This is a genomic window from Vibrio sp. Vb1337, assembly GCF_033338715.1.
Classification (GTDB): Bacteria; Pseudomonadota; Gammaproteobacteria; order Enterobacterales; family Vibrionaceae; genus Vibrio; species Vibrio alginolyticus.
On the sequence record NZ_JAWOTD010000006.1, the window covers coordinates 229,279 to 244,228 of the forward strand.

At 44.9% G+C, this 14,950-nt stretch carries 14 protein-coding genes; 7 read left to right on the forward strand and 7 right to left on the reverse strand.

Annotated elements, in window-relative coordinates; genetic code table 11:
• Positions 1-40: 40 nt before the first annotated feature.
• The 6 genes from R7E42_RS09480 to pspF form a co-directional block, all read right to left on the reverse strand.
• Complete coding sequence (locus tag R7E42_RS09480) at positions 41-832, reverse strand: ATP-binding cassette domain-containing protein (RefSeq protein ID WP_005393308.1); 792 nt, start codon at positions 830-832, stop codon at positions 41-43.
• Positions 829-1,824 carry an oligopeptide/dipeptide ABC transporter ATP-binding protein gene (locus tag R7E42_RS09485; protein WP_005378126.1) on the reverse strand — a complete coding sequence of 332 codons (996 nt, stop codon included), beginning with the start codon at positions 1,822-1,824 and terminating at the stop codon, positions 829-831. The genes R7E42_RS09480 and R7E42_RS09485 overlap by 4 nt, the downstream gene beginning before the upstream one ends.
• Complete coding sequence (locus R7E42_RS09490; RefSeq protein ID WP_005378123.1) at positions 1,824-2,711, reverse strand: ABC transporter permease subunit; 888 nt, start codon at positions 2,709-2,711, stop codon at positions 1,824-1,826. Before R7E42_RS09490 ends, R7E42_RS09485 begins: the two co-directional genes overlap by 1 nt.
• Positions 2,698-3,660 carry an ABC transporter permease gene (locus R7E42_RS09495; RefSeq protein WP_005378122.1) on the reverse strand — a complete coding sequence of 321 codons (963 nt, stop codon included), beginning with the start codon at positions 3,658-3,660 and terminating at the stop codon, positions 2,698-2,700. Before R7E42_RS09495 ends, R7E42_RS09490 begins: the two co-directional genes overlap by 14 nt.
• Positions 3,660-5,279, reverse strand: coding sequence for an ABC transporter substrate-binding protein SapA (sapA, locus tag R7E42_RS09500; protein ID WP_017820870.1), 1,620 nt, complete (start codon positions 5,277-5,279; stop codon positions 3,660-3,662). The genes R7E42_RS09495 and sapA overlap by 1 nt, the downstream gene beginning before the upstream one ends.
• A 205-nt stretch (positions 5,280-5,484) precedes the next feature.
• On the reverse strand, positions 5,485-6,492 hold the full coding sequence (gene pspF / locus R7E42_RS09505; RefSeq protein WP_213880082.1) for a phage shock protein operon transcriptional activator: 1,008 nt from the start codon (positions 6,490-6,492) through the stop codon (positions 5,485-5,487).
• A gap of 232 nt (positions 6,493-6,724) precedes the next feature.
• Here pspF and pspA point away from each other — a divergent pair, with 232 nt between their 5' ends.
• From pspA to R7E42_RS09540, 7 genes are all read left to right on the forward strand, one after another.
• Positions 6,725-7,396 carry a phage shock protein PspA gene (pspA, locus tag R7E42_RS09510; protein ID WP_005378119.1) on the forward strand — a complete coding sequence of 224 codons (672 nt, stop codon included), beginning with the start codon at positions 6,725-6,727 and terminating at the stop codon, positions 7,394-7,396.
• A gap of 14 nt (positions 7,397-7,410) precedes the next feature.
• Positions 7,411-7,644, forward strand: coding sequence for an envelope stress response membrane protein PspB (gene pspB, locus R7E42_RS09515; RefSeq protein WP_005378117.1), 234 nt, complete (start codon positions 7,411-7,413; stop codon positions 7,642-7,644).
• Complete coding sequence (pspC, locus tag R7E42_RS09520; protein WP_017634673.1) at positions 7,637-8,026, forward strand: envelope stress response membrane protein PspC; 390 nt, start codon at positions 7,637-7,639, stop codon at positions 8,024-8,026. The genes pspB and pspC overlap by 8 nt, the downstream gene beginning before the upstream one ends.
• 161 nt (positions 8,027-8,187) lie before the next feature.
• Entirely contained in the window at positions 8,188-9,219 is a 1,032-nt protein-coding gene (locus tag R7E42_RS09525) for an efflux RND transporter periplasmic adaptor subunit (protein ID WP_053307438.1), read from the forward strand.
• Between the two features lies 1 nt (position 9,220).
• Entirely contained in the window at positions 9,221-10,318 is a 1,098-nt protein-coding gene (locus tag R7E42_RS09530; RefSeq protein ID WP_005378112.1) for an efflux RND transporter periplasmic adaptor subunit, read from the forward strand.
• Positions 10,315-13,425 carry an efflux RND transporter permease subunit gene (vmeI, locus tag R7E42_RS09535; protein ID WP_213886290.1) on the forward strand — a complete coding sequence of 1,037 codons (3,111 nt, stop codon included), beginning with the start codon at positions 10,315-10,317 and terminating at the stop codon, positions 13,423-13,425. Before R7E42_RS09530 ends, vmeI begins: the two co-directional genes overlap by 4 nt.
• A 72-nt stretch (positions 13,426-13,497) precedes the next feature.
• Positions 13,498-14,064, forward strand: coding sequence for a DNA-3-methyladenine glycosylase I (locus tag R7E42_RS09540; RefSeq protein ID WP_318072601.1), 567 nt, complete (start codon positions 13,498-13,500; stop codon positions 14,062-14,064).
• A gap of 24 nt (positions 14,065-14,088) precedes the next feature.
• On the opposite strand, the gene R7E42_RS09545 is transcribed toward R7E42_RS09540, so the two are convergent.
• Entirely contained in the window at positions 14,089-14,949 is an 861-nt protein-coding gene (locus tag R7E42_RS09545; RefSeq protein WP_318072602.1) for a lipase secretion chaperone, read from the reverse strand.
• Position 14,950: the final 1 nt, after the last annotated feature.

The window sequence follows — 14,950 nt, forward strand, 5'->3', positions numbered from 1 at the left end:
GCAGGCTTCTTTACATTTGCACGATTACATCTTTGATAAGCTATTTTGTTTGATGGCTTGGCGCTTTATAAAAGTGGCTTTCGACTAGTCGTTGAGTAATAGGATGCTCGGGATGAGTCAATACTTGGTTGGTCTCGCCAAACTCGACCACTTCACCTTCATGCATCACCATCACTTTATCAGTAATATGCTTAACAATGCCAATATGCTGAGACACGTACACAAATGACAATCCCATCTCTTCTTGCAACTCGAGGAATAAGTTAATGATCTGCGAGCGCATTGCCATATCCAAACCGTTTAACGCCTCATCAGCGACAATGATGGAAGGTTGAAGAATAAGTGCACGAGCCAAACACACGCGCTGTTTTTGACCGGCAGCTAGCATTTGTGGATAAAAATAGGCGTGCTCAGGCAGCAATCCTACGCGGAGCAGGGTGTTCTTTACACGCTGCATGCGTGCATCTGGCGGCATGTTGGTATTTCGCTTTAGCGGACCTTCTAAAATACGACCAATCTGGATTCGTGGGTTTAACGATGTGTTTGGATCTTGGAAAATCATGCGGATGAGCTTGCAGCGTGTCGCGTAATCTTTGTGCTCCAATCGTTCGCCATTCACACGGATCTCTCCGGAGCTTGGTTCAACAACGCCAGCAAGCATACGAGCTAGTGTGGATTTCCCTGACCCGTTTTGACCAATAAAACCAATAGTTTGTCCTGGCTCTAAAGTAAAGCTTACCGGTTTAACTGCCTCATTAACCTGACGTTTGAACAGACGGGAGCGCGTAACAAATTGCTTCGATAAATTATCGACTTCAAGTAACGCACTCATGACTTTTTCTCCGTGTTCAATGGAAAGTGGCAGTTAAATTTATGATTCTTAATTCGTCTGGTGTGTGGAATTTCTACACATTGTTTCTGCGCATATGGGCAACGTGGTCCGAGGCGACAACCGATAGGCAGATGCTGCAATGGCGGAATCGAGCCCGGTAGGGATTGGAGTTTTTGCTTGTGTGGTACCCAATCATTAAAGTCAGGCATCGCTTTAAGCAAGGCATCGGTGTACGGGTGCTTGGGTGCCGCAATGATTTTACTGGTATCGGCAGACTCCACCGACTGACCACAATACATTACCGTAATACGCCCTGCCCACTGTGTTATGGTCGCTAAGTCGTGGCCGATAAGCAAAATGGTTGTGTTATTAAGTTGGTTCATGCGGCTCAACAGACGCAAAATTTGCGATTGAGTAATCGGGTCTAAGTCGTTGGTTGGCTCATCTGCGATCAGCAATTTAGGTTTGGTCGCAATCGCCATGGCAATCATGACTTTTTGACACTCACCATCAGTCAGTTCATAAGGGTAGCTACCCATTAAACGCTTGTGATCTTTAATACCCACTTTATGCAAAAGCGCGATGGCCTGTTTTTTACGCCATTTAAATCGCTCCCACCATTTCCCTTCAAATGCGCGAGATGGAATGGATTCAATCAATTGACGCCCGACTTCCTCTGAAGGATCAAGACAAGTTGAAGGTTCTTGGAAAATCATCGCAATATCACGAGCAATGACGCGCCGACGCTCTTTTGGTGTAAGCTGAAGCAAGTCAATATTGCCAAGGCGCATACGGTCTGCGGTGATGCGCCAGTTATCTTTACTTACCCCGACAATCGCTTTTGCAACTAAGCTTTTCCCTGAACCAGACTCACCTACAAGACCACGAATTTCGCCTTCGTTCAAAGTTAGGCTCATTCGGTCAACGGCTTTGACCAACCCTTGAGGTGTTTCGATCTCAATGGTCAAATGTCGAATATCTAACAACGGCATTATTCGATCCCCGCATTAAGCGCTTGACGTACACCTTCACCTACTAAGTTTAGGGTAATAACAGTAAACATGATGGTCAGGCCGGGTAGGGTCACTGTCCAAGGTGCAATATAAATAAGCTCGACAGAGTCACCTAATATTGCTCCCCACTCGGTGCTTGGGGCCTGTGCGCCTAGGCCAAGAAAACCCAGCGCCGTAATATCTAAAATCGCAGCAGACAGCGCGAGTGTGATTTCAGCGGCAATGACCGTCAGAATGTTAGGAAGAATTGAACTCCACAGTAAGTAGAAATCATTAGCGCCATCAAGGCGTGCTGCCATTATGTAGTCTTTTTCAACTTCGGTGTGGACTGCGATATAAACAGAGCGAATAAAACGCGGAATCAAAGCTAAGCAGATTGCGAGTAAAATATTGAACCCACCAAAGCCGAGAAATGCCACAAAAATGATTGCTAATAAGAGCGACGGGATCGACATGACGGTATCGAGCAAGTGGTTGAGAGTACTCGACAGTAAGCCTTTCGTCATACCTGCCAATACGCCAATTAAACAGCCTACAACGGCAGCAATTGCGGTGATGGCGACAGCAGCGCCAAATGTTAGCTGAGAGCCCATAATCAGGCGCGAAAGAATATCTCTACCTAAGTCATCGGTCCCCAAAAAGTAATCAACCGTTCCTGCTGGGGCCCATGATGGCGGCACAAGCAACTCACCTGACTGTGCTTGGGCGTCAAATGGTGCAAGTAGGGGCGCAAAAATGGTAATAAGGACGATAAACACCAAGCACCACAAGCCAAACATGGCTAGTCCGTTGGCGCGGTAGCTTCGCCAAAAACGCTCAAACTGTGTTGGAATACGCTCTTCCTGATAAACGTTATTTGTTAGCATACCATTCCTTTCGAACTAAAGGGTTAATCATCGCGCCAATCAAATCCGAGAGTATGTTAGCGGTAAGAACCAAAGTCGCAAGTACCATCACGCCAGCTTGGATAGATGCATAGTCTTGGCTTGCTAGCGCATCTAAAAGCCAACGACCAATACCTGGCCAGTTAAAAATAGACTCCGTGATGATAGCTAAGGTAATCATACTCGAAAGTTGAACACCAACTTTGGGAATGATAGGCGGTATCGCATTCCGCAATACATGTTGAGTTACGATTTCGCGGTTAGAAAGACCTTTGATTCTCGCTGCACGGATGTAGTTTTGGCTCATCACTTCCGCTACCGAGGAGCGCATTAGTCCGACAACCTGGGTGGTTGGAGCCAAAGCGAGCACCAAACATGGCAGCACCATATGCTCAATAACGCTTTGCAGTGCGTGAGCGCGGTATTCGCCTTTCGCCATGAATGCGTCGATAATGGCAAACCCGGTTACATGATCAATTTCGTAAAGTAAATCATACCGTCCCGCAACGGGAAAGAGTTGGTATTCCAATGAAAAGACCATGATAAGTAGCAGAGCTACCCAAAAGATTGGGGCGGAATAACCAGACATTGACATGAATGAAATGCTGGTATCGAGCCATTTACCTTGCTTCATCCCAGCCACGGTTCCAAGAGGAATGCCGATCAAAAGGGACACCAAAAAGGCAAAAAAGCACAGTTCCAAAGTGGCTGGGAATACAACGGCGAGCTCGTCGTAAATCGCATTGCCGTTTTTACTTATGCCAAAATCGAGTTGAGAAAGGTTGATTAAGTAAGTTTGCCAACCAGACCAAAAATCAACGTTTGCCCAGTGCGAGAGAGGGTCAAGGCGAAGCAGAGAAAAACCCACTAATGTAAGGATCATCAAAGTGATGATAAATAGGTTAAAGCGTCGAACGGTATACCAAAACATCAGTGAATTCTCTCAACTCTATCAAACGGTTGGGCATTGAAAGGGCTTGATTTGAAGCCTGTCAGCGATTTGTCGTGCACACGGAACTGCACGCCATGCGCCAGAGGAATAACCGGGAACTCTTGATTCAAAATGTTCTGTGCTTGGCGATATAGGTTCAAACGGTAACGCGGTTCTTGAGTTTCTAACGCCAAATCGAGCAAGAAATCGAAGTCATCGTTACACCACATGGACACGTTAAGGCCAACGCGGTCAGACTCGCAAGATAATAAAGGGCGGAAAAAGTTGTCAGGATCCCCGGTATCACCAATCCAACCTGTTAAAAGTAAATCGATATCGTTGATGTTCTCCAAATCCACACGTTCAAACCTATCATCGGTAAGTAGCGTTAATTTAACCCCAATATCGGCAAAATTCGCTTGGATTAACTCCGCAGTCTTACGAGGGCTTGGGTTAAAAGCACGTGGTTCAAGTGGTACCCACATGGTCAATTCTAGGCCGTCTTCGTAGCCTGCATCTCGAAGTAGTGCCAATGCATAATTCCGGTCATAACGAATTTTTACACTGTCTTTTTGATAAGCCCATGAATTAGGTGGTAGCAAGGTATAAGCTTGGGAGCCAGTTCCGTAGTAAACCGAATCTAAAATATTTTGACGGTTGATCGCTAAGTTAAGTGCTTGGCGAACTCGAGCATCACTCAGCGCGGTGGTTTCTGTGTTTATCGCAATAAAGGAAACGTTGTTAGCTGGTGTAGCCGTCAGCTCAAGGTTGTCATTTTCTTGAATGACAGGTATTTGGCTCGAAATAGGTGAAGAGAGTACGTCACACTCGTTTCTTAAAAGTTTAGCTAATGTACCCGTGCCTCTGTGAGATATATCGAATACAACTTGTTCCATTTTTGCTGGTGACTTCCAGTAATTAGAATGACGCTCTAATCGAATCAAGTCGTTCACTTGGTATTCTTTTAATTGATAAGGGCCGGTACCGATAGGAAGTTGGTCGATTTCTTCTTTATGATCTTTTGCAGCCAATTGCTGTCCATACTCCGCAGACAAGATAACCGCATGGCTGGTGGCAATATTGGCCAAGAAAGAAAAGTTTGGCTGAGATAACGTAAACCTTACCGTATGCTCATCTATTGCAACCACGTCTTGGAGTAGGTTTTGAAAATCTAACCCTGCAAACCATGGATAAAAACCACCACCTACTTGGTGAAAAGGATGGTCTACATCGATGATTCGCTTGAAGCTAAATACCACATCTTTTGCATTCAATGGGCGAGTGGGTGTGAACCAAGGCGTGGTTTGGAATTTAACACCACGTTTAAGCTTAAACGTGTATTCCGTCCCTGATTCATTTACTGACCAACTCTCGGCGATGCTTGCCACGGGCTGATGTGATTTAGGATCGAGCGTGAGCAGCGTATCGTACAGCTGCGGGCTCAGAGCCTCTGCGGTAATACCGCTATCAATAAGCTGAGGGTTAAACGTGGTCGGCTTACCTTGTCCGCAAAACACAAAGCCAGCTTTGCGAATATCATTGTGGTCAATTTCATCGCCACAAGCGGTCAGTAGGCTAATCCCAATAAGGCTCAGCGATAATCTTATAAAAGCATTCATAATATGAAATGTTCATTGGATCTTGCTCGTTTCGTTTGATCTTACTCTTTCAAAGCTAACAAGCGAAAATGATCTCGCTAATTTATCACCTTTGTGAACTCGCTCCAAACATAAAATCCATACACTGTAAGGTGTTATGCCATAAATGCATGCGAATTAGAGCGCAGTCACGAGCTCGTGTATTGATTGAGTACTCTCGGTCAAGTTAGCTTTGTCCGACCAAACCATATTTTCTAACCATCCCTCGTAATTGGTGATAGCTCAAGCCAAGTAGCTCGGCTGCTTGTCGTTGATTAAACTTGGCTTCTTCCAACGCACGATTGAGTAAATGGATATCTTGTTCCTCTTGCCATTGTTTATAGTCTAGAGGGAATTGGATGGTGTTGCTTGATGCTTCCTCTTCTTGTTGTTCTGCTTGTGTTGCACTATGGCCAAGCGCGCTGTGCCAAACCGTTTCAAAAGGATTGAAAACCAGTTCATCAATTGGGTGAGCATTCAGACCATGTTGGTAAATCGCACGTTCAATCACGTTTTTTAGTTCGCGGACGTTACCGGGCCATTCATATTCAATAAGCGACTGCTGCGCTTTTGGGGTAAAACCGACAAAGTATTCCAGTTGCAGTTCACGACACATTTTCATCGCGTAGTGCTCTGCTAAAGAGAGAATGTCCTCTTTGCGCTCGCGAAGAGGCGGTAACATAATGACATCGAAGGCTAGCCTGTCGAGCAGATCTGCACGAAAATCACCTTGCTCTGCCAATTTTGGTAGGTCGGCATTGGTTGCACAAACAAGTCGAACATCCGCATTTAGAGCGGTATGACCGCCAACTCGCTCATATTCACCATATTCAATGACACGTAATAGCTTTTCTTGAACCAAAAGTGGTGCGGTTGCCAGTTCGTCAAGAAACAAAGTACCGCCCTCGGCACGCTCGAAACGCCCTTTATGCTTACCTTTAGAGCCCGTGAAGGAGCCGGATTCATGTCCAAACAATTCGGAATCTATTAGCCCTTCGCTTAATGTCGCACAGTTGAGTGATAGTAGTGGTTTATCCCAACGTCTTGATAAATAATGCAAACGCTGAGCGATGAGTTCTTTACCCGTACCTCGCTCACCAATGATGAGGACAGGGCGCTCAATGGGTGCAAGTTGTGATACTTTATCTAGTACAGCGAGAAAAGCAGGTGATTCACCAATCAGGTTTTGCTTCATAAAATCCTTCTTATTTAACAGCCGAGCCATGATTCAGGGATAGAGTTGGTAAATTTCACCAACAGTTGGTGAAAAACATCATAGCACAATAGTGTGTAACGACAACAAAATGAATAACGCTCTGATTTAAAAGAAAATTATAAGTTGGCACGTTACTTGTTATATATTCAGGGAGACACAAGGTTAATCACCACCTTGTCGAGTTTTAATAGGAAAAAAGAGGAGTTCCGTTATGGGTATTTTTTCTCGATTTGCAGATATCGTTAACTCAAACATCAGTGCATTACTGGACAAGGCGGAAGATCCTGAAAAAATGATCCGTCTTATCATTCAAGAAATGGAAGACACACTTGTTGAAGTGCGTACTAACTCGGCTAAAGCGATTGCAGACAAGAAAGAGTTGGCTCGTAAGGTTGAAACGTTAGAAGAGCAAATTGGCGAATGGGGCCAAAAAGCGAGCTTAGCATTAGTTAAAGAGCGCGAAGATCTAGCTCGTGCAGCGTTAATTGAAAAGCAAAAGCTAGAGCAAGTGATTAAAGGCCTCCACACTGAGCAAACCTTAGTGGAAGAAACGATCGATAAGCTTACTGGCGAGATTGGTAAGTTGGAAAGCAAAATTGCCGAAACGCGCGCAAAACAGCAAGCACTAGCAATTCGTAACCAAACTGCATCTAACCGTCGTGATGTGCAAAAACACCTGCACACTAGCCGCACTAATGAAGCGATGGCGAAATTTGAGCAGTACTCACGTAAAGTGGATGAAATGGAAGCGGAAGCAGACCTGTATGCTCAAACTGGTAATGCTAAATCGCTAGAACAAGAGTTTGCAGAGTTGCAGGCACAAGACGAAATTGAAAAAGAGTTGGCAAAACTGAAAGAACAGATGTCATCGAAAGATAAATAAGAAAGGAGCCAGTTATGTCGGCATTTTTTATAGCAGGACCAGTGATTGTCTTTTTAATCTTTGTCGCTCCACTATGGCTCTTCTTACACTATCGCAGCAAACGCAAAACAGATAGTGCACTGTCGAGCCAGGATTTAGAGCGCCTTCAGGTACTATCTGAAAAAGCGGAAGCGATGCAGTCCCGAGTTGATACATTGGAGCGCATCTTGGATGCTGAGTCACCAACATGGAGACGCAAGTATGAATAATCGAGAACTGTATCGTGATCCAGTAAATGGCAAAATCTCCGGTGTTTGCGCCGGTATTGCCAACTACTTTGGTGCAGAAGTTTGGTTGATTCGTATTGTAGTGATTTCTGCAGCGCTGTTAGGTGGTACGTTTTTGGTATTGTTAGCGTACGTCGCGATGGCGTTTATGTTAGAAAAGCAACCAGTAACGTATTCTGAAAATATCAGAGCGCAGCAAGAGCATACGCTCAAAAGTAAGCCTTGGCAGAAAGGGCAAAGCCCTGATCAACTGCTCAGTGTGTTGGAAAGGGATTTTGACCGTCTTGATGGCAAAATTCGTAACATGGAAGCTTATGTTACGTCTGATACATATAGGGTGAACAGAGAATTCAGTAAGCTTTAGGCATTTTGTATCCAAAGAAGATTTAACTGAAGCAGGCATAAAGCCTGCTTTTTTATCACAAATTACTAATTTTAAAGCACTATTAATCTTTTCTGCTCTGGAAGTTCGTTCAAAATTCATCTACTTTAAAAATAATCCCCCAATTTTTATGGATGAATGTAATGAGAAAATTGCTCATTCCTATTGCCATCTCCGCTGTCTTGTCGGGGTGCGGTAAAGAACTTCCTCCTGTTCCTGAACCTGAATCGCGCCCTGCGAAGCTATTTACAGTATCTGTTGGCAATGCCCAGTTTGAGCGACATTTTCCTGCCACGACGGAAGCTGGCGATAGAGCAGTACTGACATTTCGAGTTCCTGGGCTTCTTCAAACGATAGAAGTGAATGAAGGTCAAGTCGTTAGTAAAGGTGATGTTTTGGCGTCATTAAACCCAGATGAATATTCTCTGCTCGAACAGCAAGCTCGGGCAAATTTTTTGCTCGCAGATGTGCAATACAAGCGATACCAAAAGCTACGTAAAGACCAAGTAGTATCTGAGCAAGATTTTGATGAGGCAAAAGCGAATCACAACTCGGCAAAAGCTCAATGGAATCAAGCAAAGGCAAACTTAAGATATACCAAACTTGTCGCGCCATATGATGGCACTATTTCGTACATTCCAGCAGAAAACCATGAATATGTTGCCGCGAAAGAAGGGGTGATGAATATTCAGTCCAACCAACTCCTCAAAGTGATATTCCAAATCCCAGACTATCTTCTAAATCGTTACACGCAGGGGAGCGATGTCTCTGCCAGAATGATATTTGATGCGTTCCCCGAGCAAGCCTTTGACTTAACCTTTCAGGAAATCGATACAGAAGCCGACCCTAAAACGGGCAGCTACAAAGTCACGATGGTCATGGAGCGACCAGCAGAAATTGGCCTTTTGCCGGGAATGTCTGGCAATGCTTACCTCCTGTCCAAAAGTGCAGGAGCGACAAAGATTCCTAACTCCGCGTTGCTAGAAGAGAACGGCAAAACATACGTTTGGCGTGTCGATGAGCAAGGCATTGTGTCTAAAGCCGCAATTGAGATGAATGACAAAAATCAAGTGTTAGCTGGGCTTAACGATGGCGACCAAATCATTATCTCGGGTGTCAGTGTAATTGAACCCGGAATTAAGGTAAGAGCGTGGATTAAGGAAAGAGGGCTGTAATATGAAAGGAATCATCTCTCTAGCGACTTTACTTTCAACGCTTTTTCTCGTCGGCTGTGGGGATAAGGCGCCAGAAAAAGAGCTCGAAACGCCACGAGTTAGGGTTACGTCATTAGCGGGAAACAAGGTGGACGACAACTTGTACTTCCCTGCGGTTGCGAATGCAGCGGATCGCTCTCATTTGAGCTTCAGAGTCGCAGGAGAAGTCAGCCGCATCATGGTAAAAGAGGGCGACAAAGTCACGAAGGGTGATGTTATTGCAACGCTAGATCCCACTGACTATGAGTTGGATGTAGATAATGCGAGTGCGCGTTTTTCTGTTGTCGACAGTCAGTATCGCCGCTCACGCCCTTTGGTTGATAAAGGCCTATTAGCTAAGTCTCAGTTTGATGAAATTGCAGCACAACGACAAATCGCCTTAGCTGAGCTTCAGTTAGCCAAACTTCGTCTATCATTTACTGCCTTAAAAGCGCCCGTGGATGGGATTATTTCGCGAGTTAATATCGACCAATTCGAAAATGTTCAAGTCGGACAGCATATCGTTAATATTCACAGCTTGGAGCGAGTCGAAGTGTTGATTCAGCTTCCAGACCGCCTCTATGTGAACCAACCGCCAACGGAAGAAAGGCTTACCGCGATCAAAGCATTAGTGCGCGTGCCCAGCGGTAACGAATATAACGCGACGGTAAAAGAATTTACGACTGAGCCCGATCCAACAACAGGTACGTTTACTGTCACACTGTCGCTTCCTATGCCGGAAGAAGAGTACATCCTAGATGGGATGGCTGTTGAAGTAACGTCTAAAGACGAGAATGTTGGGCTTGATCTCAACCTAGGAATTAATGTCCCTATCGAAGCCATTTTTAATGCGGATGGTGACGAGCTGGGGCGCGAAAACAAATTTGTTTGGGTACTGAATGACGACAATACGGTATCGCGCAAACAGGTGCGAGCAGGTAAGGCATCTAAAACGTCCATTCAAATCCTTGATGGTCTCATGCTCAAAGACAAAGTTGTGATTGCCGGTGTTTCTCGATTAAGGGATGGCATGAAAGTGGAAGTGATACAGGAAATGGCTACGCAGGAGGCCGGTCTATGAGCGATCTTAATAAATCAGCGCCTCAAAGTGATGATGATGTGACCGGTATTGCTGCGTACTTCATCCGAAATCGCGTCATCAGTTGGATGGTCGCACTGATATTTTTGATTGGTGGTATTGCCGCATTCTTTGGTTTAGGGCGTCTTGAGGACCCTGCTTTTACTATTAAAGATGCGATGGTAGTGACCTCTTACCCTGGTGCGACACCGCAACAAGTCGAAGAAGAAGTGACGTATCCAATCGAAAAAGCGATTCAGCAGCTTACTTATGTTGATGAAGTAAATTCGATTTCTAGTCGGGGATTATCTCAAATCACGGTCACGATGAAGAACAATTATGGCCCTGATGATCTACCACAAATTTGGGATGAGTTGCGCCGTAAAGTGAACGACCTTAAAGGGACGTTGCCTCCAGGTGTGAATGAACCTCAAGTGATCGATGATTTTGGTGATGTTTACGGGATTTTGTTAGCGGTGACTGGCGACGGTTATAGCTATAAAGAGCTACTGGATTACGTCGATTACTTACGCCGAGAGCTCGAACTGGTTGATGGCGTGAGTAAAGTTTCGGTATCCGGGCAACAGCAAGAACAAGTTTTCATCGAAGTATCGATGAAAAAGCTGAGCAGTATAGGTCTTGCTCCGGATACCGTGTTTAATCTTCTTTCGACGCAAAACGTGGTTTCTGACGCAGGAGCGATCAGAATTGGTGACGAGTACATCAGAATTCAGCCGACTGGCGAGTTCCAGAGTGTGGATGAGCTAGGCGATTTGTTGATTACTGAGTCGGGTGCTCAGGGGCTCATCTTCTTGAAAGATGTGGCGGAAATAAAACGTGGTTACGTAGAAGTCCCGAATAATATTATTAATTTTAACGGCAGCCTCGCACTAAACGTGGGTGTTTCTTTTGCTGAAGGCGTCAACGTCGTTGAAGTCGGAAAAGCATTTGAGCATCGCCTTGCCGAGCTAAAGTACCAACAACCTGTCGGTATCGAAATTTCCGAAATTTACAGTCAGCCTAAAGAGGTGGATAAATCGGTTAGCGGTTTTGTTGTGAGCTTAGCTCAAGCAGTCGGTATCGTTATTATCGTACTTCTGTTCTTTATGGGGCTACGTTCGGGGCTACTTATTGGTTTAATCTTGCTGCTGACGGTATTGGGTACGTTCATTTTCATGAAGTATCTCGCGATAGATTTGCAGCGGATTTCATTAGGTGCCTTGGTTATCGCGTTAGGTATGCTGGTGGACAATGCCATCGTTGTGGTTGAGGGGATTTTGATTGGTACTCAAAAAGGGCGAACTCGACTCCAAGCAGCGACCGACATTGTTACCCAAACAAAGTGGCCATTACTTGGGGCAACTGTGATTGCGGTAACTGCATTTGCGCCAATTGGACTGTCTGAAGACTCGACGGGCGAATACTGTGGCACTTTATTTACGGTTCTGCTGATCTCTTTAATGTTGAGCTGGTTTACCGCTATCTCGTTGACACCATTCTTTGCTGACATCTTCTTTAAAGGCCAGAAGATTAAACAAGGTGAAGGGGAAGAAAATGATCCATATAACGGGGTTATTTTCGTTATTTATAAAAAGTTTCTTCAGTTTTGTATGCGTCGTGCTTGGTTTACCGTTGTGGTGCTGATTGCGGGATTAGCGGCAAGTGTTTACGGGTTCACCTTTGTGAAGCAAGCGTTTTTCCCATCTTCGACAACGCCGATTTTTCAGTTAGATGTATGGATGCCAGAAGGAACTGATATTCGAGCAACTAACACAACGCTTAAAGAGTTAGAAAGTTGGTTAGCTAAGCAAGAGCATGTTGACCATATCACGACGACCGCGGGTAAAGGCTTACAGCGCTTCATGTTAACGTACGCGCCAGAGAAAAGTTATGCGGCTTATGGTGAGATAACCACTCGTATGGAAAACTACGAAGCGTTAAAACCATTAATGGCGAAGTTTCGAGAGTATTTAAAAGCCAACTACCCAGAAATCAATTACAAGCTCAAACAGATTGAGTTAGGCCCTGGTGGTGGTGCAAAAATTGAAGCGCGCATTATTGGTTCAGATCCAACCGTCCTTCGTACGATAGCCGCTCAGGTCAAGGACATCATGTACGCTGATCCTCAGGCAACAAATATCAGGCATGATTGGCGTGAACGAACCCAAGTTCTTGAACCGCAGTTTAACGAGAGTCAGGCACGTCGCTATGGCATTACAAAATCAGATGTCGATGACTTCTTGTCTATGTCATTCTCTGGAATGACGATAGGCCTTTACCGAGACGGCACGACGCTCATGCCTATCGTGGCTCGCTTACCTGAAGATGAACGTATTGATATTCGTAACATCGAAGGCATGAAAATATGGAGTCCAGCACAGAGTGAGTTTATTCCACTTCAACAAGTCACAATGGGTTACGACATGCGTTGGGAGGATCCTATTATTGTGCGTAAGAACCGTAAGCGTATGCTCACTGTGATGGCAGACCCTGATATTCTAGGTGAAGAAACCGCATCGACGTTGCAAAAACGTTTACAGCCCCAAATCGAAGCGATTCAAATGCCTCCTGGCTATTCACTAGAGTGGGGTGGTGAATACGAATCTTCTGGTGATGCTCAAGAGTCGCTGTTTACTACCATGCCAATGGGGTACTTGTTCATGTTCTTGATCACTGTATTCCTATTTAACTCTATCAAAGAGCCACTCATTGTTTGGCTTACCGTGCCGCTGGCGTTAATTGGCGTCACCACAGGTTTGTTGGCACTCAACACGCCGTTTGGTTTTATGGCATTGCTCGGCTTCTTAAGCTTATCGGGAATGGTGCTCAAAAATGGCATCGTATTACTGGACCAAATTGAAATTGAAATGAAGTCCGGTAAAGAGGCTTATGACGCGGTTGTTGATGCTGCGGTAAGTCGCGTCCGTCCCGTTTGTATGGCTGCTATCACGACGATCCTTGGTATGATCCCACTGTTGCCAGATATTTTCTTCAAACCAATGGCGGTTACGATTATGTTTGGTTTGGGTTTTGCGACAGTCCTGACACTGATTGTCGTGCCAGTGTTGTATCGTTTGTTCCATAAAGTGGCAGTACCGAAACAGGCTTAGTGCTACTGATATAACGATGAAAAGTATTGCGCCTCTAGCTCATCAGTTAGAGGCGCTTTTTAAGGAAGAATAATGACAGAACAAAAAACGTGTGCGTGGGCGATGAATCACCCATTAGAGCGCGAATATCATGATTCCGAATGGGGCGTGCCAGTATATGACGACCAAGTCCTGTTTGAATTTATTACTTTGGAAGGTGCGCAAGCTGGTCTTAGTTGGATCACCATCCTTAAAAAGCGCGAAGGTTACAGAGAAGCGTTCGAGAATTACGATCTAGATGCGTTGGAACAAAGAAATGAAGAACGCGCTGAATACATCGTGGAAAACTTCGATGTTGTGAGACATCGTGGAAAGATTAACTCGGTATTTAGTAATGCCAAAGCGGCTAAAGCGTTAATTGCTGAATACGGGAGTTTATCAGACACGTTGTGGCAGTTCGTGGACGGTGAACCCATCGTCAATCAATGGCAACATATGAGTGACGTACCAGCTTCGACAGAGCAATCCAAAGCCATGAGTAAATTCCTAAAAAAGAAAGGCTTCAAGTTTGTCGGTGAAACCATCTGTTATGCTTTCATGCAAGCCGTCGGCATGGTGGATGACCATATCGTTGGATGTCCTAAAAAGCAGAATAAGTGACGTTTGGCTATTAAGCTAATGTTGTTAGTTCTGGCTATCATGAATACGTTCCAAAGCTTCGATTCGACGCCATTGAGTGGCATCGAAGCTTTGTTTTCTTAAAGCAATGATTTCTGCCTGTTTTTCGTCTTGCCCTAAAAAACCCCTATTCAGAATATTTTGACGCTGCTTTAAGTAAGTGGCGAGTTGAGTCTCAAATGATGCTCTTTGCTCATCAAGCTTTTGCAGCCTCTGCGCTCCGGCATCTCCTACCAGAGCAACACGGGCGATGTACTTGTCTTGTGAATCAAGCTGAGAAGCTTGCTCGAGCTGCTCTGCTAATGCGTTATTGCGTTCACTTTCTCGTATGTAATCCGGTTGTTCTGATAACGCTTGATTGAGAAGGTGTGCTTGACTCTCGATATCCGATGCCTGTGTTTTAATCGTCAGCTTTTCTAAAGCAAGTTGGCGAAGTCGGTTTTCTTCGTCAAACAATTGGGTTATCTGCACCTCGTTAAAGTATTGAAGCTGTAAGTTCAGTATTGCTTCATTCAGCATGGTTAACTGTTCAAGCGTTAGGTGGTTGTGCTCAAAAGGCTCTAATGCAGTGAGTGCTTGCTTGTAGGAAAGGTAGGTTTGAAAAAGTTTGGCATCAATATTCAGAGTTTGTTTTGCTAAAGTGTCATCATTGACTTCCGCTTTGATCGTATCGAGATCTTCTTCGCCCAGCCGGCTAAGAGAATATTCGAAGAAGTCTTTTGGGGAAGAGACATCGGCGGCTATATCCTGCTGAGATTGCGAATGGTTAGAGGTTATCTCTTGTTGTTTGTCGCTTTGCAACAGAGAAAGCGCTCCCACGCCAAATATCGAGAGCAGGATAAAAGTGGTGAGAGCGACTTTCTTCATT